At 73.5% G+C, this 25,298-nt stretch carries 23 protein-coding genes; 12 read left to right on the forward strand and 11 right to left on the reverse strand.

The genetic code is table 11. The annotated features are described in order from the left end of the window. Positions 1-16: 16 nt before the first annotated feature. Positions 17-3,523, reverse strand: a complete 3,507-nt coding sequence (gene metH, locus NUM_RS27295; RefSeq protein WP_207127879.1) for a methionine synthase — start codon at positions 3,521-3,523, stop codon at positions 17-19. Between the two features lie 206 nt (positions 3,524-3,729). Between metH and NUM_RS27300 the strand changes: the two genes are divergently transcribed. The 4 genes from NUM_RS27300 (at position 3,730) to NUM_RS27315 (ending at position 8,013) form a co-directional block, all read left to right on the forward strand. Next, on the forward strand, positions 3,730-4,587 hold the full coding sequence (locus tag NUM_RS27300) for a PAC2 family protein (RefSeq protein ID WP_207127796.1): 858 nt from the start codon (positions 3,730-3,732) through the stop codon (positions 4,585-4,587). 362 nt (positions 4,588-4,949) lie between these two features. After that, positions 4,950-5,756 (forward strand): GntR family transcriptional regulator, encoded by an 807-nt coding sequence (locus NUM_RS27305; RefSeq protein ID WP_207127797.1) that lies wholly within the window; start codon positions 4,950-4,952, stop codon positions 5,754-5,756. A 272-nt stretch (positions 5,757-6,028) separates the two neighbouring features. Next, complete coding sequence (locus tag NUM_RS27310) at positions 6,029-6,949, forward strand: phosphotransferase enzyme family protein (RefSeq protein WP_207127798.1); 921 nt, start codon at positions 6,029-6,031, stop codon at positions 6,947-6,949. A 146-nt stretch (positions 6,950-7,095) separates the two neighbouring features. Then, positions 7,096-8,013 (forward strand): NAD-dependent epimerase/dehydratase family protein, encoded by a 918-nt coding sequence (locus NUM_RS27315; protein ID WP_207127799.1) that lies wholly within the window; start codon positions 7,096-7,098, stop codon positions 8,011-8,013. Between the two features lie 158 nt (positions 8,014-8,171). Here the strand turns inward: NUM_RS27315 and mshC are convergent, their stop codons facing one another. Then, positions 8,172-9,395, reverse strand: a complete 1,224-nt coding sequence (gene mshC / locus NUM_RS27320) for a cysteine--1-D-myo-inosityl 2-amino-2-deoxy-alpha-D-glucopyranoside ligase (protein WP_207127800.1) — start codon at positions 9,393-9,395, stop codon at positions 8,172-8,174. Positions 9,396-9,525: 130 nt separating this feature from the next. Here mshC and NUM_RS27325 point away from each other — a divergent pair, with 130 nt between their 5' ends. Continuing rightward, the gene (locus NUM_RS27325) at positions 9,526-10,509 is read left to right on the forward strand and encodes an acyltransferase domain-containing protein (protein ID WP_207127801.1); all 984 of its coding nucleotides are present in this window, start codon (positions 9,526-9,528) and stop codon (positions 10,507-10,509) included. Between the two features lie 22 nt (positions 10,510-10,531). On the opposite strand, the gene NUM_RS27330 is transcribed toward NUM_RS27325, so the two are convergent. Continuing rightward, positions 10,532-11,638: an NAD(P)/FAD-dependent oxidoreductase gene (locus NUM_RS27330; protein ID WP_207127802.1), complete on the reverse strand. Its 1,107-nt coding sequence runs from the start codon at positions 11,636-11,638 to the stop codon at positions 10,532-10,534. Positions 11,639-11,734: 96 nt separating this feature from the next. On the opposite strand from NUM_RS27330, the gene NUM_RS27335 reads away from it, so the two are divergent. Then, positions 11,735-12,265 (forward strand): MarR family winged helix-turn-helix transcriptional regulator, encoded by a 531-nt coding sequence (locus NUM_RS27335; RefSeq protein ID WP_207127803.1) that lies wholly within the window; start codon positions 11,735-11,737, stop codon positions 12,263-12,265. Between the two features lie 33 nt (positions 12,266-12,298). Here the strand turns inward: NUM_RS27335 and NUM_RS27340 are convergent, their stop codons facing one another. From NUM_RS27340 to NUM_RS27355, 4 genes are all read right to left on the reverse strand, one after another. After that, positions 12,299-13,126, reverse strand: a complete 828-nt coding sequence (locus tag NUM_RS27340) for an SCO1664 family protein (RefSeq protein WP_225918893.1) — start codon at positions 13,124-13,126, stop codon at positions 12,299-12,301. A gap of 147 nt (positions 13,127-13,273) precedes the next feature. Further along, positions 13,274-13,864, reverse strand: coding sequence for a DUF3090 domain-containing protein (locus tag NUM_RS27345; RefSeq protein ID WP_207127804.1), 591 nt, complete (start codon positions 13,862-13,864; stop codon positions 13,274-13,276). A gap of 94 nt (positions 13,865-13,958) precedes the next feature. Further along, positions 13,959-14,651, reverse strand: coding sequence for a histidine phosphatase family protein (locus NUM_RS27350; protein ID WP_207127805.1), 693 nt, complete (start codon positions 14,649-14,651; stop codon positions 13,959-13,961). A 134-nt stretch (positions 14,652-14,785) separates the two neighbouring features. Further along, positions 14,786-15,859: an LLM class F420-dependent oxidoreductase gene (locus NUM_RS27355; protein WP_207127881.1), complete on the reverse strand. Its 1,074-nt coding sequence runs from the start codon at positions 15,857-15,859 to the stop codon at positions 14,786-14,788. A gap of 152 nt (positions 15,860-16,011) precedes the next feature. Here NUM_RS27355 and NUM_RS27360 point away from each other — a divergent pair, with 152 nt between their 5' ends. Next, positions 16,012-16,980 carry an aldo/keto reductase gene (locus NUM_RS27360; RefSeq protein ID WP_207127806.1) on the forward strand — a complete coding sequence of 323 codons (969 nt, stop codon included), beginning with the start codon at positions 16,012-16,014 and terminating at the stop codon, positions 16,978-16,980. Positions 16,981-17,035: 55 nt separating this feature from the next. Then, positions 17,036-17,239, forward strand: coding sequence for a DUF5703 family protein (locus NUM_RS27365; RefSeq protein WP_225918894.1), 204 nt, complete (start codon positions 17,036-17,038; stop codon positions 17,237-17,239). Between the two features lie 45 nt (positions 17,240-17,284). On the opposite strand, the gene NUM_RS27370 is transcribed toward NUM_RS27365, so the two are convergent. Beyond that, on the reverse strand, positions 17,285-17,905 hold the full coding sequence (locus NUM_RS27370) for a hypothetical protein (RefSeq protein WP_207127808.1): 621 nt from the start codon (positions 17,903-17,905) through the stop codon (positions 17,285-17,287). 54 nt (positions 17,906-17,959) lie between these two features. Further along, entirely contained in the window at positions 17,960-19,291 is a 1,332-nt protein-coding gene (locus tag NUM_RS27375; protein WP_207127809.1) for a M20/M25/M40 family metallo-hydrolase, read from the reverse strand. A gap of 223 nt (positions 19,292-19,514) precedes the next feature. Between NUM_RS27375 and NUM_RS27380 the strand changes: the two genes are divergently transcribed. Both NUM_RS27380 and NUM_RS27385 read left to right on the forward strand, forming a co-directional pair. Further along, complete coding sequence (locus NUM_RS27380) at positions 19,515-21,188, forward strand: NAD(P)/FAD-dependent oxidoreductase (protein ID WP_207127810.1); 1,674 nt, start codon at positions 19,515-19,517, stop codon at positions 21,186-21,188. Positions 21,189-21,288: 100 nt separating this feature from the next. Further along, positions 21,289-22,710: an ATP-binding protein gene (locus NUM_RS27385; RefSeq protein ID WP_207127811.1), complete on the forward strand. Its 1,422-nt coding sequence runs from the start codon at positions 21,289-21,291 to the stop codon at positions 22,708-22,710. 99 nt (positions 22,711-22,809) lie between these two features. Here the strand turns inward: NUM_RS27385 and NUM_RS27390 are convergent, their stop codons facing one another. Together NUM_RS27390 and NUM_RS27395 are read right to left on the reverse strand one after the other, a co-directional pair. Then, on the reverse strand, positions 22,810-23,778 hold the full coding sequence (locus NUM_RS27390) for a quinone oxidoreductase family protein (RefSeq protein WP_207127812.1): 969 nt from the start codon (positions 23,776-23,778) through the stop codon (positions 22,810-22,812). Next, entirely contained in the window at positions 23,775-24,008 is a 234-nt protein-coding gene (locus NUM_RS27395; protein WP_207127813.1) for a hypothetical protein, read from the reverse strand. The genes NUM_RS27390 and NUM_RS27395 overlap by 4 nt, the downstream gene beginning before the upstream one ends. A gap of 102 nt (positions 24,009-24,110) precedes the next feature. On the opposite strand from NUM_RS27395, the gene NUM_RS27400 reads away from it, so the two are divergent. Continuing rightward, positions 24,111-24,743 (forward strand): TetR/AcrR family transcriptional regulator C-terminal domain-containing protein, encoded by a 633-nt coding sequence (locus NUM_RS27400; RefSeq protein WP_207127814.1) that lies wholly within the window; start codon positions 24,111-24,113, stop codon positions 24,741-24,743. 42 nt (positions 24,744-24,785) lie between these two features. After that, complete coding sequence (locus NUM_RS27405) at positions 24,786-25,217, forward strand: hypothetical protein (protein WP_207127815.1); 432 nt, start codon at positions 24,786-24,788, stop codon at positions 25,215-25,217. The last annotated feature ends 81 nt before the right edge of the window (positions 25,218-25,298 follow it).

The following is a 25,298-nucleotide window of genomic DNA, read 5'->3' on the forward strand; positions in this document are numbered from 1 at the left end:
GCGCGCCACCGGGCGGTCAGCGGGCGTTGAAGTAGCTGGCCTCGGGGTGGTGGACCACCAGCGCGTCGGTCGACTGCTCCGGGCTGAGCTGGTACTCCTCGGACAGCGAGACGTTGATCCGATCCGGGTCGAGCAGCGAGACCACCTTCGCCCGCTCCTCCAGATCGGGGCAGGCCGAGTAGCCGAACGCGTACCGGCAGCCGCGGAAGTCGGTCTTCAGGATGCCGGCGAGATCGCCCGGGTCGGCGTCGGCGACCGTGGCGCCGCCGGGCAGCACCAGCTCGGTGCGGATCCGGCGGTGCCAGTACTCGGCGAGCGCCTCGGCCAGCTGCACCGACAGCCCGTGCACCTCCAGGTAGTCGCGGTAGGCGTTGTCGGCGAACAGCTTCGCGGTGTAGTCGCTGATCGCCGGACCCACCGTGACCAGCTGGAACGCCACCACGTCCAGCTCGCCGGAGTCCTTCGGGCGGAAGTAGTCGGCGATGCACAGCCGCCGCTCCCGGCGCTGCCGGGGCAGGGTGAACCGGGCCCGCTCGGAGTGCCCGTTCTCGTCCAGCACGACGAGGTCGTTGCCCTCCGAGTAGCACGGGAAGTACCCGTACACCACGGCGGCCTCGATGAGCTTGTCGGTGGCGAGCCGCTCCAGCCAGTACCGCAGCCGGGGGCGGCCCTCGGACTCGGCCAGCTCCTCGTACGACGGGCCGTCACCGCCGCGGGTGGGCTTGAGACCCCACTGGCCGAGGAAGGTGGCCCGCTCGTCCAGCATCGCCGCGTAGTCGCCGAGCGGGATGCCCTTGGCCACCCGGGTGCCGAAGAACGGCGGCCGCGGCACGTCCACGTCGGTCGCGACATCCGAGCGCACCGACGCGTCGTACAGGTCGGGGGCGGTGTCGGCGACCATCGCCTGCTGCCGGGCCCGGCGCTCGCGCCGCTTGGCCAGCTGCGCCTCCCGCTCCGGGTCGATGACCGGCGCACCACCGCGGCGGGCCGCCATCACCTTGTCCATCAACGACAGGCCCTCGAAGGCGTCCTTGGCGTAGTGCACGTCGCCCTCGAACTGGCCGCGCAGGTCGTCCTCGACGTACGCCCGGGTCAGCGCGGCGCCGCCGAGCATCACCGGGAACCGGGAGTGCATCCCGCGGGCCATCATCTCGGCCAGGTTGTCCTTCATCACCACGGTCGACTTGACCAGCAGGCCGGACATCCCGATCACGTCGGCCTGGTGCTGCTCGGCCGCCTCCAGGATCGCCGCGATCGGCTGCTTGATGCCGATGTTGACGACCGTGTAGCCGTTGTTGGACAGGATGATGTCGACCAGGTTCTTGCCGATGTCGTGCACGTCGCCCTTGACGGTGGCCAGCACGATGGTGCCCTTGCCGGAGTCGTCGGTGGCCTCCATGTGCGGCTCCAGGTAGGCCACCGCGGCCTTCATCACCTCGGCCGACTGGAGCACGAACGGCAGCTGCATCTGGCCGGACCCGAACAGGTCGCCGACCACCTTCATCCCGTCCAGCAGGATGTCGTTGACGATGTCGAGCGCCTTGTACCCCTCGGCCAGCGCGGTGGCGAGGTCGTCGTCCAGGCCGTTGCGCTCGCCGTCGATGATGCGCCGCTTGAGCCGCTCGACCAGCGGCAGCGCGGCGAGCTCCTCCGCCCGGCTGGCCCGCGCGGACGCCGCGTCGACGCCCTCGAACATCTCGATCAGCTTCTGCAGCGGGTCGTAACCCTCCCGGCGCCGGTCGTACACCAGGTCGAGGGCGACCTCGCGCTGGTCGTCCGGGATCTTCGACATCGGCAGGATCTTGCTCGCATGCACGATCGCCGAGGACAGCCCGGCCTGCACGCACTCGTGCAAGAACACCGAGTTGAGCACCTGGCGGGCCGCCGGGTTCAGGCCGAACGACACGTTCGACACGCCGAGGGTGAAGTTGACCTCCGGGTACCGCTCGTGGATGCGCCGGATCGCCTCGATGGTCTCCAGCGCGTCGCGCCGGGTCTCCTCCTGCCCGGTGGACACCGGGAAGGTCAGGCAGTCGACCAGGATGTCCGCGGTGGACAGGCCCCAGTTGCCGGTCAGGTCCTCGATCAGGCGGACCGCGACGCGCTCCTTCCACTCCGCGGTACGCGCCTGGCCCTCCTCGTCGATGGTCAGCGCGACGACCGCGGCGCCGTGCTCGCGGATGATCGGCATGGCCCGGGCGAACCGGGACTCCGGCCCGTCGCCGTCCTCGTAGTTGACCGAGTTGACCACGCACCGGCCGCCGAGCGTCTCCAGCCCGGCCTCGATCACCGCCGGCTCGGTCGAGTCGAGCATGATCGGCAGCGTGCTCGCGGTGGCGAACCGGCCGGCGATCTCGCGCATGTCCACGCTGCCGTCCCGGCCGACGTAGTCGATGCACAGGTCGAGCAGGTGCGAACCGGACCGGGCCTGGTCCCGGGCGATCTCCACGCAGCCGGCGAAGTCGCCGGCGAGCATCTTGTCCCGGAACACCTTCGAGCCGTTGGCGTTGGTGCGCTCGGCGATCATCAGCACGCCGGCGTCCTGCCGGAACGGCACGTGGTGGTACATCGAGGAGACGCCGGGCTCGGTGCTCGGCGTCCGCGGCGTCGGGGTGAGGCCGTCGACCCGCTCGGCCACCCGGGCGAGGTGCTCCGGGGTGGTGCCGCAGCAGCCGCCGACCAGCGACGCGCCGTAGTCGGAGACGAACTCGTGCAGCGCCTCGGCCAGCTCGTCCGGGGTCAGCGGGTAGCGCGCGCCGTCCGGGGTCAGCTCCGGCAGGCCGGCGTTGGGCATCACCGACAGCCGCACCCGGGCATGCTGGGACAGGTAGCGCAGGTGCTCGGCCATCTCGGCCGGGCCGGTCGCGCAGTTGAGGCCGATGAAGTCGACGCCCAGCGGCTCCAGCGCGGTCAGCGCCGCGCCGATCTCGCTGCCGACCAGCATGGTGCCGGTCGTCTCGACCGTGACGTGGCAGATCAGCGGCACCGTGACGCCGGCCGCGGCCATCGCACGCTTGGCCCCGATCACCGCGGACTTGGCCTGCAGCAGGTCCTGGCAGGTCTCCACGATCAGCGCGTCCGCGCCGCCGGTGATCAGGCCGGAGGCGGCCTGCTGGTACGAGTCGCGCAGGGTGGCGAACGGCGCGTGGCCCAGCGTGGGCAGCTTGGTGCCGGGCCCCATCGAGCCGAGCACGAACCGGGGTCGGTCGGGGCTGGACCAGCCGTCGGCGACATCGCGCGCCAGCCGGGCGCCGGCCTCGGCGAGCTCCGCGGTGCGCTCGACGATGCCGTACTCGCCGAGGTTGCCGAAGTTCGCGCCGAACGTGTTCGTCTCGACGCAGTCGGAGCCGGCCGCGAAGTACGCGTCGTGGATGCCGCGCACCACCTCGGGCCTGGTCACGTTGAGGATCTCGTTGCAGCCCTCGTGGCCCTGGAAGTCGTCCAGGGTGGGGTCGGCGGCCTGCAGCATGGTGCCCATCCCGCCGTCGGCGAGCAGCACCCGGTCACGGACGATGTCCAACAGCTTCGCGTTTGCCACCCGCCAAGGCTAGCCGCGCGCCGGCCACCTCGCTCGACCGGCACTCCCCGGCCGCCACTGGGTGGACGCCGGCGCGACACCCGCCGGACACCTACATCGTTCCGTTGCGTGAATAATCCGTTTCGTCCCGATATCGGCGTGTCGTCGGAGCGCCCGCCGGCCGTGTCGGTGGCTCGACGTAGGCTGGCCGCGTGACCGAGTTCGACGGACTTCCCGTGCTGCGCTCCCCCGTGTTGATCGCCTCGTTCGAGGGCTGGAACGATGCCGCCGACGCCGCGACCGCGGTGGTCGACCACCTGCGCACGGCGTGGCAGGCGCGCCCGATCGACCAGATCGACCCGGAGAGCTACTACGACTTCCAGGTCACCCGGCCGACGGTGACGATGTCCGAAACCGGCCCGGACGTGATCGAGTGGCCGACCAGCCGGTTCTACCTGTGCCACCTGCCCGAGGCCGAGCACGACGTGGTGCTGCTGCGCGGCATCGAGCCGAACATGCGGTGGAAGAGCTTCTGCGACGACATCCTCGACGTCTGCCACCGGCTGGAGATCGACCAGGTGGTGCTGCTCGGCGCGCTGCTCGCCGACGTGCCGTTCAGCCAGCCGCTGCCGATCACCGGCAGCACCCAGGACCCGGAGCTGATGCGCCGGCTCGCGCTCGCCCCCACCAAGTACGAGGGGCCGACCGGCGTGGTCGGGGTGCTGCACGAGGCGGCCGAGCACGCCGAGCTGGACGTGATCTCGTTCTGGGCGCACGTGCCGCACTACGTCAGCCAGCCGCCGTGCCCGAAGGCCACCCTCGCGCTGCTGCACCGGGTCGAGGAGGTGCTCGACCTGCCGGTGCCGACCGGCAACCTGGAGGCCGACGCCGCCGACTGGGAGGAGCAGGTGCGCGAGCTGGTCGCCTCCGACTCCGAGATCGCCGAGTACGTGCAGTCGCTGGAGCAGCGCGACGACGAGCCGGGGCTGGAGCCGCTGTCCGGCGACGAGATCGCCAAGGAGTTCGAGAAGTACCTGCGACGGCGCGGCGGCGGGCCGGCCGCCCGCTGAACCGTCCTCGCCCCCCGCCCCGGCGTCGATCCGTCGACGCCGGGGCGTTGCGCGTCCGGCGGCCGTCCCGGTGGCTGTGCCGGCGCGGCCACGTCGCTGGTCGGTCCGCGCCGGCACGCCGGTAGCGGAGGCGGACGCTGCCACGTCGGTCGTCGGTCGTCGGGTCCGGCGACACGGCTCCGATCGCCGGGCCTGGCGACACGGCTCCGGTCGTCGGGCCCGACGACGCGCCTCCGGTCGCCGGGGCCTGGCGACGCTGCGGCGGGGCGCGACGATCGGGCGGTGACCCGTGGCGCGGCGGGTACGCCATCCTAGGAAGCTAGGGCTTATGCTGACCCGCAAGCGACGCGAGGAGGCGAGCCGTGACGATCAACCCCGGTACGGCGGAGGCACCCAGCCGGCAGATCGCCGAACACCTGCGGGCGGCGATCCGGTCCGGTTCGCTGCAGCCCGGCGACCGGCTGCCGTCGATCCCGTCGCTGTCGGCCAGCTACGGGGTGGCCCGGCAGACCGTGCAGCGCGCGTTCGACCAGCTGCGGGTCGAGGGGCTGGTGCTCACCAAGCCCGGCTCCGGCACGTTCGTGCGCGGCAGCCGGCGGCAGATGCACCGGCTGTCCCGCTCCCGGTACGGGCGGGCCCGCGGCTACCACCGCGACATGCCGGTGCGGTACCGGCAGCGGCTCATCTCGGCCGGTACCGAGGCCTGCCCCGACGACGTGGCGCGGGCGTTCGGCGTCGAGGTCGGCACCCCGCTCGTGTTGCGCCGGCACGTGCTCTACCTGGGCGACCAGCCGGCGGAGGTCGGGGCGAGCTGGCTGCGGCCGACCGACGTCGCCGGCAGCGGGCTGGACACCCTGGACGCGCCGCGCGGCCCGCTCTACCTGGCGGTCGAGGAAGCCACCGGGCGGCGCTACACGAAGGCGAGCGACCACATCACCGCCCGGCAGCCGACCCGTACCGAGGCCGAGCTGCTGCAGATCCGGCCGGACACGCCGGTGCTCGCGCTGCTGCACGTGGCCCGGGACGAGCACGGCGACGTGCTGGAGGTCAGCCAGGCCACCTGGCCGGGGCCGGGCACCATGCTGGTCGACGAGTACCCGGTGCCGCAGGGCCCGGAGCGGCCCGACCCGCGCGAGGACGACGGCGGCTTCGACATCGTCCTGGCCTGACGCACCGCCCGCCCGTACCGGCCGGTCGCGATCGTCGGCGCCAGACCCCCGCCGCACCGCCCGCCCGTACCGGCCGGTCCCGACCGGTCACGATCGTCGGCGCCGGGAGCCGCCGCGGCGACCGCCCGTACCGGTGGGTACCGGGCGTCCGCGCGAGGGCCCGGCCGGGCGACGGCGTCCCGAACGCGCGGGCCACGGTCGGGTACGGGGGCGCCGCCGGCGCGGGACCGATTCTGGTTGTGGTGCCGCCGGGGCGTCCCTATGGTCGGGCGGTGCTTGCCGTCAGCCGGAGCGTCCCCACGCCCGACGCGGTCGCCCGCCTGGTGGCCGACGCGTACCGGATCGCCGTGACCGACTGCGTGCTGCTGCGGTCGCTGGTCAACGACGTCTACCTGGTGCACGCCGACTCCGGCCGCGCGGTGCTCAAGCTGTACGCGGCCGATCACCGCACACCGGCCGAGGTGGCGTGGGAGGCGCGGCTCGCCGAACACCTCGCCGACGCCGGCGCCGGCGTGCCGCGACCCCGGCGTACCGCCGCCGGCGACCCGGTCGGTACCGCCAGCGCGCCGGAGGGCGACCGCGCGTACCTGCTGTGGGAGTACGTCCCGGGGGTCGCGCCGGCGCCGGAGGCCGCGCTGTACCGCCGGTTCGGCGCGCTGGTGGCCGGCTGGCACGCGGCGGCCGATCGGTTCGCCGGGCCCGCCCGGTACGACCGGCGCGGCCACGACGACACCACCCGCGCGGTACTCGCCGCGTTGGCCGACCGGCCGGCGGACCGGGCCCTGGTCGCCTCGCTCGGGTCCGCCGCCGGCACCGCGCTGCGGCGGTACGGGCCGGCGCTCGACCACGGCATCTGCCACGGCGACGTCACCCTGGACAACCTGCTGGCCGGCCCGGACGGCCTGTACCTGCACGACCTCGACCTCGCCGGCCACCGGCCGCGCGCCAGCGACCTCACCGGCGTCGCGGGGACCCGGTACTTCGACGACTTCGCCGCCGGCTACCGGCAGGTGCGGCCGCTTCGCGACGCCGATCTCGCCGCCCTTCCCTGGTGCCGGGTGGTGGCACTGGTGGCGAACCTGCACTTCCACCTCGTCGCCAAGCCGCGGCTGTGCGGTACCGACTCGGTTCGCGAGGGCTGGGCGGACCGGACGCTCGCCGAGCTGCGCCGCCTCGCCGCCGAGCTGCGCTGAGGGCCCCTGCCGCGCGGCTGCGCAGACCTCGGCGCGCGGCGGTCGGGGCGGCGGCACCGGCGCCGGGCGAGCGCGCGGCCGGCACCATGGTCGACGGCGGAGCCCTCCGCCGCGTCGAGCCGGCCCGAGCAGAAACGAGACCCCGCATGAGCAGCAGTACCCACGTCGTCCTCGGTGGCAACGGCGTCGTCGGCCGCGAGACGGCCCGCGCGTTGCTCGACCGCGGGCTGGACACCGCGTCCGTCGGCCGCCGACCGGCCGCCGTCGACGGCGTGCGGTCGATCCGCGCCGACCTGCTCGACGCCGACGCCGTCAAGAGTGCCGTCGCCGGCGCCGACGTCGCCTACCTCACCGCCGGGCTGCCGTACTCCGCGCGGATCTGGGCCGAGCAGTGGCCGGTGATCGTGGGCAACGCCGTCGCCGCGGCACTCGCGCACGGCACCCACCTGGTGTACTTCGACAACGTCTACGCCTACGGCCGGGTCGACGGCCCGATGACCGAGCAGACGCCGGTCCGCCCCACCAGCCGCAAGGGCCGGGTACGGGCCGCAGCCATCGACCTGCTCGACCGGGCCGCGGCCGAGCAGGGGCTGGTGCACACCGTGGGGCGCAGCGCCGACTTCTACGGCATCGGCGCGACCACCAGCGTGTTCAACACCTACGCGCTGGACCGGATCGCCGCGGGCCGGCCCGGCAGCTGGCTGTTCGACGGCGACCAGCCGCACTCGATGACCTACACCCCCGACATCGGCGCCGCCCTCGCGATCCTCGGCACCGACCCCGCGGCCCGCGGCCGGACCTGGCACCTGCCGACCGCGCCCGCACTGACCGGCCGGCGGTACCTGGAGCTCGCCGGCGGGTCCGGCCGCACCATGGGAACCGGCACGATCCGGCTCGGCGCGCTGTTCAACAGCGGTGCCCGGGAGACGCTGGAGATGGGCTACCAGTACACCGCGCCGTACCTGTTCGACTCGACCGCGTTCGAGACGACGTTCGGGCTGGCGCCGACCTCCTCGGCCGACGGCATCGCCGCCTCGCTCGCCGCCGCCCGGGCGAACCGGTGACCAGCGCCGCCGACGGCCGGCACGGAGAGGCAGGCGCCGCCCGGCGCACGGCGGCCACCCCCGGTGGGACTCAGCGGCGGCGGCCGTCGGTGGGCGTGGCGCCGTCGGCGGGGCTCAGAGGCGGTGGCCGTCGGTGGGCGGGGCGCCGTCGGCGGGGCTCAGAGGCGGACGCCGAGCAGGGCGTCGGCGGCGTCCGCGACCAGCGCCGGCGCCGCGGTGTCGGTACCCTCGCCACGACACCAGTCGTCGACCGCGGCGAGCGCGCCCGGGGTGTCCAGGTCGTCGGCCACCCGCTCGCGCAGCCGCGCCACCAGCGCGGCGCCGTCCGGGCCGGCCGGCCGCGCCACCCCGGCCCGCCAGGCGGCGAGCCGCTCGCGGGCGGCGTCGAGCTGCTGCTCGGTCCACTCCCGGTCGGCCCGGTAGTGCCCGGACAGCAGGCTGAGCCGGATCGCCGCCGGCTCCTCGCCGCGGGCCAGCAACGTCGAGACCAGCACCAGGTTGCCCTTGGACTTGGACATCTTCTCGCCCTGCCAGCCGATCATCCCGGCGTGCACGTAGTGCTCGGCGAACGGCCACGCCTCGGTCAGCGTCTCCGCGTGCGCGGCGGACATCTCGTGGTGCGGGAAGATCAGGTCGTTGCCGCCGCCCTGCACGTCGATCCGGTTGCCCAGCCGCTGCAGCGCGATCACCGCGCACTCGATGTGCCAGCCCGGCCGGCCGGCGCCGAGCTCGGACTCCCAGCTCGGCTCGCCGTCCCGGGCGGTGCGCCACAGCAGCGGGTCGAGCGGGTCGCGCTTGCCCGGCCGCTCCGGGTCACCGCCGCGCTCCGCGGACAGCGCGAGCATCGTCTCCCGGTCGTAGTTCGACTCGTACCCGAAGCGCTTCGCCGCGGCCACGTCGAAGTAGACGTCGCCGGTCCCGTCGTCGATCCGGTACGCGGCGTCGTCGGCGAGCAGCCGGCCGACCAGCTCGGCGATGCGCGGGATCGACTCGACCGCACCGACGTAGTGGTCCGGCGGCAGCACCCGCAGCGCGGCCATGTCGGTGCGGAACAGCTCGGTCTCCCGCTCCGCCAGCGCCACCCAGTCGATGCCGTCCCGCTCGGCCCGCTCCAGCAGCGGGTCGTCCACGTCGGTGACGTTCTGCACGTACCGCACCGGATGGCCGTCGTCCCGCCAGGCGCGGTTGATCAGGTCGAACGCGATCATCGTGGCGGCGTGACCCAGATGGGTCGCGTCGTACGGCGTGATGCCGCACACGTAGATCCGGCCCGCGTCGGTCGGCACGGCCGGGCGCACCGACCGGCTCGCCGTGTCGTACAGCCGCAGTTGGGTTCCGGAGCCGGGAAGACGGGGCAGCTCGGGCGCCGACCAGGTATCCATACCCGCCAGCGTAACGACAGCCACCGATGCCTACCCGGTACCGGGTGGGGGTGAGCGTCGGCACACTCCGGACGGTTCGGCGGCGTCGATGGGAAACAATCTTGCCGAACGCAGGGAGGGTGGTACACCGATGGCCGAGATCGCCGAGCTGGCACGCTTCGTGGCGCTGCCGCCGGAGCGGACCGACTGGCTGACCGAACTGGCCGCGGCGACCGGCCCGGACCTGCCGCTGCCGGACGAGGCGGCGGCCCGGCGGCTGCTCACGCTGCTGGACATCCCGGCCGGCGACCACGCCGAGGCGCTCGCCGCCGCGCCGCATCCGGACCGCGACCCGCAGCTGTGGTGGCTGCTGCAGCACGGTCGGCGGCTGCTCGGCCAGCGGCTCGGCGACCAGAGCCCGCTCGCGAGCTGGCCGGAGCTGCCGGAACGGCTCGGCGCGGCCGGTCGCTGGTTCTACCTGTGGACGTTCCTCGCCGCCACGCCGCGCCTGCTGGCCTACCACGAACGGCACGGGGTCGATGCCAGCGTGACCGCGGCGACGCTGGCCGACCTCGGCTCGAAGGCGGTACTGCGCCGGCGCACCCGGGGCGCCGCCGGGCTGGACAAGCAGGACTGGTTCACGCTGCACTACCGCGGCCTGCTGTACGCGCTGGGTCGGTTGCAGTTCAACGTGTCCCGGATCCGCGACGAGGCCGTCACGCTCGCCCCCGGCACGCCCTGCCTGGGTACCCACATCCCGGAGACCGGGCCGATGACGCCGGCCGACTGCGACGCGTCGTTCGCCGCGGCACCCGACTTCTTCGCCGCGCACTTCGGCACCCGGTACCCGGTCGCCACCTGCACCTCGTGGCTGCTGGACGACCAGCTCGCCGACTACCTGCCGGCCGGCTCGAACATCCTGCGCTTCCAGCGCCGGTTCCGGCTGGTCGACGACGGGTTCGCGGACGGGCTGAACGGCGACGCGAACGTGCTGGAGTTCGTGTTCCGCCGGATCGGCGCCGACCTCGACGAGCTGCCTCGGGACACCACCCTGCAGCGCGCGGTCGTCGACCACCTGCGGGCCGGCCGGCACTGGCGAGTCCGCACCGGATACCTGCACCTCGAGGCGAGCTGAACCCGGACGGCAAGCGGACCCGTCAGGCGAGGGACCGATCGAACCTTTGCACGAAGCGGGAGGTGAACAGGTCCGCTCCCTTGCGCTGGATCACGGTCGCGAGGGGCGCCGCCGCTGCGCCACCGTCGGGGGTCGGCAGCTGGCCCACGCCACCACTGGTGCCCAGCGGAAGCAGGATCCGGGGCACCGACCCCGGCTGGTACGAGGAACGGGGCCGGCCACCCGCCAGCTGTGCCCGGATGTTCTCGACGACGACCAGGGCCTGCGTCTGCGCGTGGGAGGCCATTTTGGCGTCGGCAAGGTCTGCGATGTCGCCGACAGCGTAGGCGTGGTCGTGGCCGACCACGTTGAGGTGCTCGTCGACCGGCACGGCTGCCCCGTCGGTGAGCTGGACCAGGTTGCCGTCGGCGAGGTAGCTGGTGTTGAGGTGCACGCCGAAGCTGCGAAACCAGATGTCCGCGGTGATCTTCTCGCCGCCGACGGTGGACACGACGAAGGTGCCCGCCGTACCGTCCGCGGTGGGCGGCAGGCTCGTCAGGTACGTCCCGGTTCGTAGGTCGATCCCCAGCTCGTCGAGCTGGCGCCGCAGTGCCCGGCGTACCTCGGGGAGGAAGCCGGGCAGCACCTCGGCTGCCTGGTCGAGGATCACCAGACGTTTGTGCGCCCAGACCTCGCGGACCTCCCCCGCCAGCTCCAACCCGACCGGGCCCGCGCCGAGGATCAGCACGCGCTCGGCCCGGGCGAGTTGGTCGTGGGTGGCACGCAGCTCGCTCAGTGCCTGCGCAGCGCTCGTGGCCATCCGCCGGGGCCGCGCCGGATACGGGTAGCTCGATCCCGTCGCCAGAACCAGGTAGTCGGCGTCGATCCGGCCGCCGCCAGCCAGCATGACGCCTGCCGGATCGACCGACGATGCCCGGTCCCGGATGACCTGGCCGTGTTCGAGCAGCGTCCGGTACGGAAAGAACACCTGGGGCGCCCAGTCGGGTCGGGCCAGTGCCCGCAACGAGCCCGCCACGTTGACGAACGCGTCCCGAGGATCGACGAGCACCACCCGTGCTTCATGATCGAGTTCTGTGGCGATCAGTGTCCCGGCGTACCCGCCTCCGACGACTGCAACAACCTTTCGCATTTCCGTCACTTTCCCCTCCACCCCGACTCAAAGTTGACGTGACAACTCTAGGATCGAAGAGTTGATTCGTCAACTTGGGGTCGGTAGCATCGCGGCATGGCCCGATCGACACCGCTGTCCCCCGCCGAATGGCAGTTCTGGGACACCTGGATGACCGCACAACGCCTGCTGTCCGGGGAGGTCGACCGCACCCTGCAGCGCGACTTCGGGATTTCGAAGGCCGAGTTCAGCGTCCTCGTGTCGGTGCACCGAGCCTCGGACGATCAGCTGCGGGTGACCGAGCTCGCCGACTCACTCGGCTGGGAGAAGAGCCGGGTCGCCCACCAACTGACCCGGATGGAGCAGCGCGGGCTGCTCGCTCGCACCGAGTCCGGCGCTGCCGGCCGCCGGACCGGCATCACGCTGACACAGGCGGGCCGGGACGTGGTGCAACGCGCGATCGATGGCCATTCCGACACCATCCGTCGCCTCGGCCTCGACCCGCTCACGCCCGACCAGGCCGCAGCAATCCGCGCCTGGAGCCAGCAGCTGATCGACCGTCTCGACCCGCCCCGCCGGTCCACACCGCCGCCGGCCGAGCCGGAGCCGGATCGGTTTCGCCCCGCGGGTCCCACCGGCGCACGGTGAGCCGGCGATCGACTCCGGCTCGACCACCGTCGCTCAGACCGGGGGCCAGGGCAGGGCGGGCCAGTCCTCGCCGGGCAGCGGGAACCGGCCGGCGGCCAGCAGCTGATCGACCCGGACCCGGGTGGCCCGCACCTCGATGCGGGTCAGGTGCTCGGCCAACTCGTCGCCGAGCTCGGCGGTCAGCGCGTCGCGCAGCTCGCGCAGGGTGTCGGTGACGCCGGCGGGCAGCGGCTCGCCGGCCCAGCCCCACAGCACGGTGCGCAGCTTGTCCTCGGCGTGGAAACACACGCCGTGGTCCACGCCGTACAGCCGGCCGTCGGTACCGGGGAGCACGTGCCCGCCCTTGCGGTCGGCGTTGTTCACCACCACGTCGAACACCGCCATCCGGGCCAGCCGGTCGTCCGGCGCGTGCGCCAGCACGTACGGCTCGCCGGCCTCGCCGCGGGCCGCCGCGATCGGCCGCCACCCGTCCGGCACCGCGTCGGCCGGGACGAACCCGACCGGGTCGGCCTCGTCGTCGGTGTCGATCCACAGCTGGCAGGCGCCCGGGCCGAACGGGCCGTCCCGCAGCACCGTCGGCGGCACCACCCCCCAGCCGGTCGCCGCCGACACGAGGTAGGCGCCGACCTCGCGACCGGCGAGCGTGCCGTCCGGGAAGTCCCACAGCGGACGCTCGCCGCGCACCGGCTTGTACACGCACCGGGCGCGCACGTCGTCGAGCGTGATCACCGCCCGCATGCTGGCGTTGGAGGAGCCGGGCAGCAACCCCTCCGGCTCGATCGAACCGTGCCGCAGCAGCCGCTGCGCCGCCGCGTCGTCCAGCCTCGGAGTACGGACCGGGTCGGCCACCGGATCGCTCACCGGCACCGCCGCCGGCCCGGCGCGGTGGCGCGCCGGCATCGTTCCGGTGCGGGAGCGCACCGTGCCATCCCGACCTCCCCAGTCAGCTCGCCCGCGTGCTGCCATTGTGCCGCGCGGCGGTCGGGCGAACCACGGGCGCGGACGGGGTCACTCGCCGCTCGGAACCATCCGGTGGTAGCCGTTCTGCCGCGGGCACAGGTGCCCGTCCGGGTCGAGCGGCAGGCCGCACAGCGGGCACGGCGGCCGTCCGGCGGACACCACCCGGCGGGCCCGTTCGATGAACGCCCGCACCTGCCGCGGGCCGAGCCGCACCCGCAGCAGGTCACGGGTCTCGTCGTCGAGATCCGAGCCGGCCGGCTCGTCGTCCTCCTCGGTCGGCAGCTCGCCTTCCGCGCCGGCGGCGACCGCCTCGATCAGCACCGTGTTGTCGTCGGAGTCCCAGGCGAGGCCGAGCGTGCCGACCCGGAACTCCTCGTCGAGCGGGGTGTCCAGCGGCTCGTTGTCGGTGGGCAGCGGATCGGGCGAGTCGGGAATGTCGGCGTCGAACCGACGGGCCGCCTCGGCCAGCAACTCCTCCAGCTTGTCGGCGAGCAGCGTGACCTGGATCTTCTCCAGGGCGACGCTGATCACCCGGCCGCCCCCGCGGGCCTGCAGGAAGAACGTCCGGTCACCGGGCTCGCCGACCGTGCCGGCGACGAACCGCTCCGGTGGCTCGAAGTCATAGACCTGGCGTGACATCCTTCGACCCTATCCGCCCGGTGCCGCGACCGCCCGCGCGCGCCCACCGGCGTGCCGCACCCGGCCCACCCCGTACCGGCCGGCGAGGTCATGGTCAGACCGCGCCGCCGCCGACCGTCGCGTCGGAACTCGGCTTGCGCCGCCGCCGCTTCTTCGTCACCAGCCCGGACAGGTCACTGCCGAGATCGTTGAGGTGCACCACGAACGGCCGCAGCGGCGTGTACCGGATCACCGTCACCGAGCACGGCGAGGCGGTGATCCGCTGGAACTGGTCGAGGTGCAGGCCGAGCGCGTCGGCGGCGATGGCCTTGATCACATCGCCGTGGCTGCAGGCGAGCCAGAGCGCGTCCGGCCCGTACTCGGCGGTGATCCGGCCGTCCCACTCGCGCACCGCGGCGACCGCGCGGGCCGAGGTCGCCGCGAGCGGCTCACCGCCGGGGAACACCGCCGCGGACGGGTGGGCCTGGACGACCTTCCACATCGGCTCCTTGGCCAGCTGCTTGAGCGGCCGGCCCTCCCAGTCGCCGTACCGGCATTCGCCGATCCGGTCGTCGGTGACCGGGGCCAGGTCGGTGCGGTCGCCCAGCACCACGTCCAGCGTCTCGCGGCAGCGCTGCAGCGGACTGCTGAGCACCGCCCGCCAGGGCAGCGCGCCGAGCCGGGCGGCCGCCGCGGCGGCCTGCGAGCGACCGGTGTCGTCCAGGCCGACGCCCGGGGTCCAGCCGGCCAGCACCCCGTCGGCGTTGGCGGTGGTGCGACCGTGCCGCAGCAGTACCAGGATCGCCATGGCGCAACCCTAACCGCCGTCCTCGACCGCCCCCACGGCGTGCTCGACCACGGCGTCCCGCGCCAGGCCACCGGGTCGCGGACCCACCCCGGGCCGCGGGGTTCGGGCCGCGGGGCTCGGTACGGGCCCCGACGTCAGGCGCCCACGCCGGCGCGGTCCAGCGCCTCGGCCAGTACCCGCAGGGTGCGGATCGCGTGGTCCAGGATCTGCGCCGGCTCGGTGACCCCGGCCGGCGGGTACGGTGCGACCGTCAGGGTGGTGACCCCGGCCTCGGCGTACGCGACGAGCCGGTCGGCGATGCGCTCCGGGGTGCCGAGCAGCGAGGTGCGGTCGATGAACTCGAACGGCACCGCGGCCATCGCCTCGCGGTGCTTCTTCGCCAGGAACAGGTCCTGGACCTGCGCCGCGGCCTGCTCGTAGCCCATCCGTACCGCGAGGCGGTTGTAGAAGTTCTGCTCGCGCGAGCCCATCCCGCCGACGTAGAGAGCGGCGTACCCGCGGATCGGCTCGGCGCAGGCCTGCTCGTCGTCGCCGACCACGACCGGAACCGTGGGCACCACGTCGAAGCCGTCGAGGGTCCTGCCGATCCTGGCGCGGCCGGCCTCGACGTGCCTGAGCTGCTCGGCGGCGAACTCCGGGGCGAGGAACACGGCCAGCCACCCGTCCACCAGTTCGCCGGCGAGCTCCAGGTTGCGGGGACCGACGGCGGCGAGGTACATCGGGATCTCGCGGGTCGGGTGCACGGTCAGCCGCAGCGCCTTGCCCGGCCCGTCCGGCAGCGGCAGCTGGTAGAACTGCCCGTCGTAGGCGACCGGCTTGCGGTGCAGCGCCAGCCGGACGATGTCGACGTACTCCCGGGTGCGGGCCAGCGGCTTGGCGAACCGGACGCCGTGCCAGCCCTCGGAGACCTGCGGGCCGGAGACGCCGAGGCCGAGCCGGAACCGGCCGTTCGAGATGCCGTCGATGGTGGCGGCGGTCATCGCGGTCATCGCCGGGGAGCGGGCCGGGATCTGCATGATCGCGCTGCCCAGGTCGATGCGCTCGGTCTGGCCGGCGAGCCAGGCGAGCATCGTCGGCGAGTCCGACCCGTACGCCTCGGCCGCCCAGAGCACCGAGTAGCCCAGCCGGTCGGCCTCCTGCGCCAGGGCCAGGTGGGCGCGCGGGTCGTTGCCGGCACCCCAGTACCCGAGGTTGAGTCCGAGCCGCATCCCCATCCGTGCCTCCGATCACCGACATGCCCGACATTACCGACAGGCCGCGCGAGCGTACGCCGGCCGGCGGCTCCTGAGCGTGCAGGGTACTGGCGAGCGCGCGGCGGGTCGCCGCCGGTGGGTGGATGCGCGCCGGTACCGTCCGCTGCATGGAGCAGCGCGCGCTCGGCCGCACCGGCCTGCGGGTGTCCCGGGTGGGGCTGGGCACCATGACCTGGGGACGCGACACCGACCCGGACGACGCCGCGGCCCAGCTCAAGTCGTTCGTCGACGCCGGCGGCACGCTGATCGACACCGCCGACGTGTACGCCGACGGGGACGCCGAGCAGATCGTCGGCAACCTGCTCGACGCCCTGGTCCCCCGCTCCGAGCTGGTCATCGCGACCAAGGCCGGGCTGCGGCCGAGCACCAACCGGCGGCGCGACTCCAGCCGGGTGCACCTGCTGCGCACCCTGGACGCCTCGCTGGCCCGGCTCGGCACCGACTACGTCGACCTGTGGCAGCTGCACGGCTACGACCCGCTCACGCCGATGGAGGAGACGCTCGCGACGCTGGACCACGCGGTGTCCTCCGGCCGGGTCCGCTACGTGGGCATCTCCAACTTCTCCGGCTGGCAGACGGCGAAGTCGGCCACCTGGCAGCGGGCCTGGCCGGGGCGTACCCCGCTGGTGTCCGCGCAGGTGGAGTACTCGCTGGTGGAGCGCAGTGCCGAGCGCGAGGTGGTGCCGGCCTGCCAGGACCTCGGCATCGGCATCCTGCCCTGGTCTCCGCTCGGCCGCGGCGTGCTGACCGGCAAGTACCGGCACGGCACCCCGGCCGACTCGCGGGCCGCCTCGCCCCAGTTCGACCGGTTCGTGGAGCGCTACCTGGACGACACGTCGGCCGGCATCGTCGAGGCGGTCGCCACCGCCGCCGACGGGCTCGGCGTGTCCCCCCTCGCGGTGTCCCTCGCCTGGGTACGCGACCAGCCCGGTGTCGTCGCCCCGATCGTCGGCGCCCGTACCGTCGGGCAGCTGCTCGGCTCGCTGCAGGCCGAGGCGCTCACCCTGCCGCCGGAGATCCAGTACGCGCTGGACGACGTCTCCTCCCCCGCCCTGGGCGGCATCGGGCCGGGGTGAGCACCAGATGACGCTGGACTGGCGATCCGGTGACGCCATTGGGCAGGATCGGGGGGTGCCATCCGACTACGAGTACGTTCCGCTCCGGATCCCGCCGGACGTGGACCGGCTCACCGCGGCCGTCCGACTCGCCATCCAGGCCGAGTTCGGCGGCTGGGAGCTGGCCACCGTCCGGCTGTTCCGCGACGGCAGTCGCCAGGTGATGCTGCGCCGGCGGCGCAGACAGGCCGAGCCCCCGCTGCCCGGCCTCTCCTACTGAAGCGGCCACCGTCCAGCGGCGACCCGCGACGGGGCCGCCGCCGGCTCAGCGTGGTTCGGGTGATTCCTCCACGTACTCGTCGAACCGGAACAGCGGCAGCTCGGCCGCGTCGGCCACGAACGGGTCGTCCTCGTCCTCGTCGTCGGATTCCGCCGCACCGGGCGGCAGCTGACTGACCGTGACCACGCCGCGCAGCGGCTCCAGTTCCGGCACGTCCAGCGAACCGAGCGCGCCGTCGCCGGACTGCATCAGCTCCGCCACCGCCGCCCCGACGGTGTCGATCGGCTCGGCCGTGCTCTCCGCGTGCGGCGCCGCCCGGCGGATCGTCTCCGCGGCGCGCAGCAGCGCGGCCACGCTGGGTACGGTGAAGTCGCGGCGCTGCCGGACCGAGATGGTGACCTGCTGGTCGGTCTCGGCGTCGGGCGCCGGCGCCCACTGTCGGTCCGCCTCGGTCGGGTCGATCGGCTCCAGGTCCCACGGCGTGACCTCACCGAACGTGTCGAGCAGCAGTTCGTCGTAGCCGAACGAGGCGTTGTTGAGCGCCACGTAGCTGCGCCACACCGCCTCGTCGTCCGAGCGCCCGCCGGCGGCGCGGACCGCGGCGAGATGCGCCCGCGCGGCCTCGACCACCTGGTCCAGCGCGGCTTCGAGATCGGGGTCGGTCATCGACTCCTCCGATGGGTGCGGTCGGCGGCGGCCCGGCCGGCCGCCGCCGCGGGCTCAGCAGTGGGCGAAGAAGCGGTCCAGGACCCGGACGCCGAACCGCAGCGCGTCGACCGGGACCCGCTCGTCGACACCGTGGAACAGGCCGGTGAAGTCCAGGTCGGCGGGCAGCTTCAGCGGCGCGAACCCGAAGTGCCGGATGCCCAGCCGGCCCAGCGCCTTGCCGTCGGTCCCACCGAACATCATGTACGGCACCGGCCGGGCGCCGGCGTCGTGGTGCCGCAGCGACTCGGCCATCGCGTCCACCAGCGGCCCGTTGAAGTCGGTCTCCAGCGCCGGCTGGTGCTGCTCGTAGGCGATCTCGACGTCGGCGCCGGCCAGCCGCTGAATCTCGGCGAGGAAGCCGTCCTCGTGCCCGGGCAGCGCCCGGCCGTCGACGGTCGCGTGCGCCTCGCCGGGCACCACGTTCGTCTTGTACCCGGCCGACAGCATCGTCGGGTTGGCGGTGTTGCGCACGGTGGCACCGATCGCCCGGGCCATCGGCCCGAGCTTGGCGATCACCTGCTCCGGCCGCTCCGGATCCAGCTCCACCCCGTACGCGTCGGACACCTCGTCGAGGAACCGGCGCACCGTCGGGGTCAGCTCCACCGGGAACTCGTGCGCGCTGATCCGGGCCACCGCCCGGCACATCGCGGCGACCGCGTTGTCGTGGTGCACCATCGAGCCGTGCCCGGGCGCGCCGCGGGCCGTCAGCCGCATCCAGTTGAGGCCCTTCTCGGCCGTCTGGATCAGGTAGAGCCGCAGGTCGTCGGAGACCGAGACCGAGTAGCCGCCGACCTCGCCGATCGCCTCGGTGACGCCCTCGAACAGTTCGGCGTGGTGCTCGATCACGTGGTGCGCGCCGTAGGTGGAGCCGGCCTCCTCGTCGGCGAAGAACGCCAGCACCAGGTCGCGCGGCGGCACCGAACCGGTACGCCGCCACTGGCGGACCAGCGCCAGCACCATCGCGTCGAAGTCCTTCATGTCGACCGCGCCGCGGCCCCACACGTACCCGTCGCGCACCTCGCCGGAGAACGGGTGCACCTGCCACTCGGCCGGGTCGGCCGGCACCACGTCGAGGTGGCCGTGCACCAGGAGCGGCGACCGGGACGGGTCGGCACCGGGGATGCGGGCCACCAGCGACGCGCGGCCCGGCGCGCTCTCGGTCAGGAACGAGTCGATGCCCACCTCGGCCAGCTGCGCCGCCACGTACTCGGCCGCCGCCCGCTCGCCGACGCTGGTGTCGTTGTCGCCGGTGTTGGTGCTGTCGATGCGCAGCAACTCCTGGCAGATCCGCACCACCTCGTCGGTCGCGGCGGGCGGGTTCGGCCCGGAATCGGTCGTGGTCATGCGCCCACCCGGCCGGTGTCTCGCTCGTTCATCCGCCCTTCATACCAGCACTGGTGGAACGGGCGGGGACACGGCCCGGCCCGGTCCTGCGGCCGGCCGCGCGGCCGTGGTGCGGGTCATGCCGGCGCCACCGCCGACGACGGCCCGGTGGCCGCGGGACGGCCGTATCGTTGCTGGTGGCGTATCGGCGCGGGGCGCGCCGGCGGCGGGGAGGGCCAGGGAGATGATCGATCGCCGAGCGGCGAAACCGGTGCTGCTGACCGTGGACGACGATCCGGGCGTGTCCCGGGCGGTGGCCCGCGACCTGCGCCGGCGGTACGGCGAGGACTTCCGGGTGGTCCGGGCCGATTCCGGCCGGGACGCGCTCGACGCGTTGCGGGAGCTCAAGCTGCGCGGCGAGCCGGTCGCCGCGATGCTCGCCGACTACCGGATGCCGGAAATGACCGGCATCGACTTCCTGGAGCAGGCGATGGACCTGTTCCCCCGGGCGCGCCGGGCGCTGCTAACCGCGTACGCGGACACCGACGCGGCGATCCAGGCGATCAACGTGGTCGACGTCGACCACTACCTGCTCAAGCCGTGGGACCCGCCGGAGGAGAAGCTGTACCCGGTGGTCGACGCGCTGATCGAGATGTGGCGGGCCACCGGCGAGACGCCGGTCGACGAGGTCAAGGTCGTCGGGCACCGGTGGTCGGCGCCGTCGTTCGCCGCGCGCGAGTTCCTCGCCCGCAACACCGTGCCGTACCGGTGGTTCAGCGTGGACGAACCGGAGGGCCAGCGGCTGCTGTCCGCGGCCGGCGCCACCGCCGACGACATCCCGGTGGTGATCACCCCGGACGGCGGCGTGCTGCGGGCCCCCGGCGAGGTCGAGCTCGCCGGGGCGGTCGGGCTGTCCACCGCACCGTCCGCCGACTTCTACGACCTGGTCGTGATCGGCGCCGGGCCGGCCGGGCTCGGTGCGGCGGTCTACGGCGCCTCCGAGGGGCTGCGTACCGTGCTGGTCGAGCGGGAGGCGACCGGCGGGCAGGCCGGGCAGAGCTCCCGGATCGAGAACTACCTCGGCTTCCCGGACGGCGTCTCCGGCTCCCAGCTGACCGACCGGGCCCGCCGCCAGGCGGTCAAGTTCGGCACCGAGGTGCTCGCCGCCCGTGACGTGGTGGCGCTGGAGGCACGCGGCTCGGCCCGGGTGGTCCGGTTCGGCGACGGTACCGAGGTCGCCGCGCACGCGGTCATCCTCGCCACCGGCGTCGCCTACCGCACGCTCGACGCGGACGGCTCCGAGCGGCTCACCGGCCGCGGCGTCTACTACGGCTCGGCGAACACCGAGGCCCCGTCCTGTGCCGGCCAACCGGTGTACGTCGTGGGCGGCGCCAACTCCGCCGGCCAGGCCGCGGTGTTCTTCTCCCGGCACGCCCGCTCGGTGACGATCCTGGTCCGCGGCGAGTCGTTGAAGCGCTCGATGTCGCACTACCTGATCGAACAGATCGAGGCGATCGAGTCCATCACCGTGCGGCCCAACACCGTCGTCGACGAGGTGGTCGGCGACGACCACCTGGTCCGGCTGCGGCTGCGCGACCGGCTCACCGACACCGTCGACGAGGTCGACTCCAACCACCTGTTCGTGTTCATCGGCGCCCGGCCGCACACCGACTGGCTCGACGGCGTCGTGGAACGCGACCCGCTGGGCTTCGTCCGTACCGGGCCCGACCTGGTGGTCAGCGGGGAACGGCCGGCCGGCTGGACGCTGGACCGGGACCCCTACTACCTGGAGTCGAGCCTGCCGGGCGTGTTCGTCGCCGGCGACGTGCGGTCCGAGTCGGTGAAGCGGGTCGCCGCCGCCGTCGGTGAGGGCGCGATGGCCGTCACCCTGGTGCACCGGTACCTGGAGGACCAGTGACCGGGCGGCGAGACAGGACGCCGATGAGCGAGCGCCAGCGAGCGCGACAGCATCGTGCCTCGTGGTGCCTCATGGCCGTTCCGACGAAGGAGGAACGGCCATGAGCATCGATCGGTCCCAGCTGGCGGGGATGGCGCTGTTCGAGCACCTCACCGACGAACAGACGGAGTGGATCGCCGAGCACGCCGACGAGGTGGCGGTGCCGGCCGGCGAGATGCTGCTGCGCGAGGGTGAGCCCGCCCGCTGCTTCTACGTGCTGCGCTCCGGCACCCTGTCGCTGTTTCGCACCGTGCGCGGCGACGAGGTGGAGCTCAACCGCACCGATCACGTCGGGGCGTACTGCGGTGCGGTGCGGTTCTACTTCGGCGACCAGATCGAGCAGTCGTACGACTCGGCCGTACGCGCGGTGACCGACTGCGTGTTCTACGCGCTGCCGGCGGACGAGTTCAACGCCGCGTTCGGCCGGTGGTTCCCGATGGCGGTGCACCTGCTGCAGGGCATGTTCGCCGGCAAGCGCAACACCGAGACGCTGGTGACCCAGCGGGAACGGCTGCTCGCGCTGGGCAAGCTGACCGCCGGGCTCACCCACGAGCTGAACAACCCGGCCGCCGCCGCGGTACGGGCCACCGACGCGCTGCGCGAGCGGGTCGCCGGGATGCGGCACAAGCTGTCCCTGCTCGCCGCCGGTGACCTGCACGTCCAGCAGCTCAAGCACCTCACCGGGGTGCAGGAGGAGTTCGTCGCCCGCGTCGCGAAGGCGCCGGCGCTGACCGCGCTGGAGACCAGCGACCGCGAGGACGCGATCACCGACTGGCTGGACGAGCACGACGTCGCCCGCGGCTGGGAGATGGCGCCGGTGCTGACCGCGGCCGGCATCACCGTGGACGACCTGGACCTGCTGGCGGCCAGTACCGAGCCGGAGTTCCTGGAGCCGGCGCTGCGCTGGCTCGGGTACTCGGTGGAGACCGAGACGCTGATGAACGAGATCCAGCAGGCGGTCGTCCGCATCTCGGCGCTGGTCGGCTCGGCCAAGCAGTACTCCCAGCTCGACCGGGCGCCGCACCGCGACGTCGACCTGACCGAGGGGCTCGACTCGACGCTGGTGATGCTGGCGGTCAAGCTCGGCGAGCACGTCACCGTGGTCAAGGAGTACGACCCGACGCTGCCGCCGGTGCCCGCCTACGCCGCCGAGCTCAACCAGGTGTGGACCAACATCATCGACAACGCGGTCGACGCGATGGACGGCGCCGGCACCCTGACCATCCGGACCCGGCGGGAGGGCGACCGCGCGGTCGTCGAGATCGGCGACACCGGGCCGGGCATCCCGGCGGCGCTGCAGCAGCAGATCTTCGAGCCGTTCTTCACCACCAAGCCGATCGGCCAGGGCACCGGCCTCGGGCTGGACGTCAGCTGGCGGATCGTGGTCAAGCGGCACGGCGGCGACCTGCGGGTGACCTCCACACCCGGCGACACCCGGTTCCGGATCAGCCTCCCGCTGTCCGCACCGACCGGTCAGCCCTGAACCGACCAGTCAGCACTGAACCGACCGGTCAGCACTGAACCGACCGGCCGGCACTGGTCGGCGCACGCCGACGCTGCGGAGGTCGGCCGGCCGGGACGGCTACTGCTCCTGCGGCAGCACGACGAGCCGCCGGCCCCGCAGGTCGGTGCGCTGCCAGGCGGCCCCGACATCGCGCAGCGGCACCGTCGCCAGCCCGACGGTCAGTTCCCCGGCCCGGACCCAGGACAGCACCTGCTCGTACACCGCGGGGAAGCTCTCGGCGTCGAGCCCGGTGGCCGCGCCGACGATCTCCAGCCCGGAGGTGCGCAGGCTGGCGGCGGGCACGGTGGTCTCGGCACCGGCGACCTCGCCGATCTGGACCAGCCGGGTCCGCCGGCCGAGCGCGAACGTGTCCGGGACCAGCGCGCGCAGCAACACGTCGGTGGGCCGGCCCCACAGGTAGTCCGCGATCACGTGGTAGCCGTCGCCCGCCGCGTCCCGGTACGCCCGCAGCAGGTCGTCGTCGGGCACCGCGGTGTTGATCACCGTGTCGGCGCCGAGCTCGCGCAACTCGCGGAGCTGGTCGTCGTCGCGCCCGGTGACCACGACGCGGCCGGCACCGAGCAGCCGGGCGATCTTGACGGTGAGCCGGCCGGCCACCCCGGTCCCGCCCTGGACGAGCACGGTCTGGCCGGGTTCGAGCTCACCGGCCGCGCGGATCGACATCGCGGTGACGGCCGAGCTGAGCACCGACAGCACGGTCGGGTCGATCCCGGCCGGAATCGGACGGGTCAGCCCCGGGTCGACCGCGCACAGCTCGGCGAGCGCGCCGTACGGCGGGCGGACGTTGCCGAAGGTCACCAGCGTGCCGTCCGGCAGCTCACCGACGCCGTCGAACGTCGGGATCATCGGTAGTGCGGCGAGGTAGCGGGCGGCGGTGTAGTGCTCGCCGGCCACGATCGCCCGGTCGACGTTCTCGACCGCGACCGCCCGGACCCGGAGCAGGACCTCGCCGTCCTGCGGCACCGGGTCCGGGAAGTCCTCGTACCGGGGGACGCCGCCGACCTCGTGCACCACCGCGGCCTTCATCGCAGCTCCTGGCCGAAGAGGGCGGCGATGCTCCGCTGCCAGGCCACGAGCACCCGGGGCGGCCGGGCCGGCGAGTGGTGGTGCGTGCGGCGCTCGGTGGTCGTGCTGTGCCCGCGACCGTGGCGGGTCGCGCCCTGGTGCCCGGCCGCCCGCTCGCGGTGCGCGGGAACGCCGGGGACGCGATGGGTCGCCCCGTGCAGGGTGCCGAGCAGGGTCCGTCCGTCGGGCATGGTGGCCACTCCCCTTCACTGTCTCTATCGGTGATAGACGGACTCTATCACCGATAGAGAGCGGTTCTCAATCACTGATAGAGTGGCCGCGGGGTGAGGCCGGTGGCGTTGGACAGGCGGCAGATCGTGGCCGAGGCCGTCGCGCTGCTCGACGCGGACGGGCTAGACGGCGTGACGCTGCGCAAGCTCGCGGCCCGGCTCGGCGTGCAGCAGCCCACCCTCTACTGGTACCTGCCGAACAAGGCGGCGCTGATCACCGCGGTCGCCGACGCCGTCCTCGAGCAGCAGTTCGCCGAGCTGACGCCGCCGCCACCGGAAGAGTGCTGGCAGGAGTGGCTGGCCGGGCTGGCGCAACGGCTGCGCCAGGCGCTGCTGGCCCATCCGGACGGTGCCCGACTCGTCTCGATCTCGCAGCTCTCCCTGCGGATGGCCGCGATCTCCGAGCTCGCGATCAGCACCCTGGTGGCCCGGGACGTGCCGCTGCGCCAGGCCCGGCTGATCGTGCTGACCGTGGAGCACTTCACGGTCGGTCACGTGCTGGAGGAACAGACCGGGCGGCCGGCGGCGACCTCCGCGCCGGACTTCGACCTCGAGGCGTTCACCCGGACCCACCCGACGGTCGTCGCCGGAATCACCGAGTACTTCCAGGACGATCGCACCGCCGACGACCTGTTCCGCGACTGCCTGGACGTGATCATCCGCGGCGCCGCGACGACCGCCGGCCACACCCGCTGACCGAGCGCCGCGCGCCACCGGAAGGTTCCACGGTTCGAACGCATGGCCACCCCGGACCGTGGGTACTTCCAGGAGAGCGTCTCGGCGGTGCACCCGACCGGCGACGGCCGGCACCGCCCCGACCGGTCGACGACACCGTGGACGGGCGTCATGGAGTTGAGCATCAGCATCGCGGTCGGTGTGGTCAGCATCGTGCTCGGCGTGGTCATCCGGATCCTGGTACCGCGCCCCCGGGTGGCGGAGTGCGCGGTCACCGCGTTCGTCGCGCTGGTCGGCGGCGAACTCGGCGTGCTGATCGGCGCGCAGACCGGAATCAGCCAGTACCAGTGGATCGTCGGCATCGTGCTCGGTGCCGTGTCCGCGGGAGTCACGGCGATCCTGTTGTCGCTGCGGCGCACTCCGTATCCGCCGCACCACGCGCCGCCGCACCCGATGGAGGGGCACGAGTACCACCACGGGCGGCCGGGCACCTGATCCTCGGCGAGCCCGGCGGCGGACCTGGCGGCAGGCTCGGCGCGGCATGATCGCGGCCGGCCGGATGGGTGGATTCGGGTC

The sequence above is a fragment of the Actinocatenispora comari genome, assembly GCF_017312725.1.
Classification (GTDB): Bacteria; Actinomycetota; Actinomycetes; order Mycobacteriales; family Micromonosporaceae; genus Actinocatenispora; species Actinocatenispora comari.

Bases quoted from the DNA above. Each gene is read 5' to 3' on its own strand.
- NUM_RS27325 (WP_207127801.1), top strand. From the start codon at position 9,526: ATGGCCGAGATCGCCGAGCTGGCACGCTTCGTGGCGCTGCCGCCGGAG.
- NUM_RS27345 (WP_207127804.1), bottom strand. From the start codon at position 13,864: ATGTCACGCCAGGTCTATGACTTCGAGCCACCGGAGCGGTTCGTCGCC.
- NUM_RS27350 (WP_207127805.1), bottom strand. From the start codon at position 14,651: ATGGCGATCCTGGTACTGCTGCGGCACGGTCGCACCACCGCCAACGCC.
- NUM_RS27405 (WP_207127815.1), top strand. From the start codon at position 24,786: ATGGCCACCCCGGACCGTGGGTACTTCCAGGAGAGCGTCTCGGCGGTG.
- NUM_RS27355 (WP_207127881.1), bottom strand. From the start codon at position 15,859: ATGCGGCTCGGACTCAACCTCGGGTACTGGGGTGCCGGCAACGACCCG.
- NUM_RS27385 (WP_207127811.1), top strand. From the start codon at position 21,289: ATGAGCATCGATCGGTCCCAGCTGGCGGGGATGGCGCTGTTCGAGCAC.
- NUM_RS27395 (WP_207127813.1), bottom strand. From the start codon at position 24,008: ATGCCCGACGGACGGACCCTGCTCGGCACCCTGCACGGGGCGACCCAT.
- NUM_RS27335 (WP_207127803.1), top strand. From the start codon at position 11,735: ATGGCCCGATCGACACCGCTGTCCCCCGCCGAATGGCAGTTCTGGGAC.
- NUM_RS27315 (WP_207127799.1), top strand. From the start codon at position 7,096: ATGAGCAGCAGTACCCACGTCGTCCTCGGTGGCAACGGCGTCGTCGGC.
- NUM_RS27375 (WP_207127809.1), bottom strand. From the start codon at position 19,291: ATGACCACGACCGATTCCGGGCCGAACCCGCCCGCCGCGACCGACGAG.
- mshC (WP_207127800.1), bottom strand. From the start codon at position 9,395: ATGGATACCTGGTCGGCGCCCGAGCTGCCCCGTCTTCCCGGCTCCGGA.
- NUM_RS27370 (WP_207127808.1), bottom strand. From the start codon at position 17,905: ATGACCGACCCCGATCTCGAAGCCGCGCTGGACCAGGTGGTCGAGGCC.
- NUM_RS27390 (WP_207127812.1), bottom strand. From the start codon at position 23,778: ATGAAGGCCGCGGTGGTGCACGAGGTCGGCGGCGTCCCCCGGTACGAG.
- NUM_RS27360 (WP_207127806.1), top strand. From the start codon at position 16,012: ATGGAGCAGCGCGCGCTCGGCCGCACCGGCCTGCGGGTGTCCCGGGTG.
- NUM_RS27380 (WP_207127810.1), top strand. From the start codon at position 19,515: ATGATCGATCGCCGAGCGGCGAAACCGGTGCTGCTGACCGTGGACGAC.
- NUM_RS27330 (WP_207127802.1), bottom strand. From the start codon at position 11,638: ATGCGAAAGGTTGTTGCAGTCGTCGGAGGCGGGTACGCCGGGACACTG.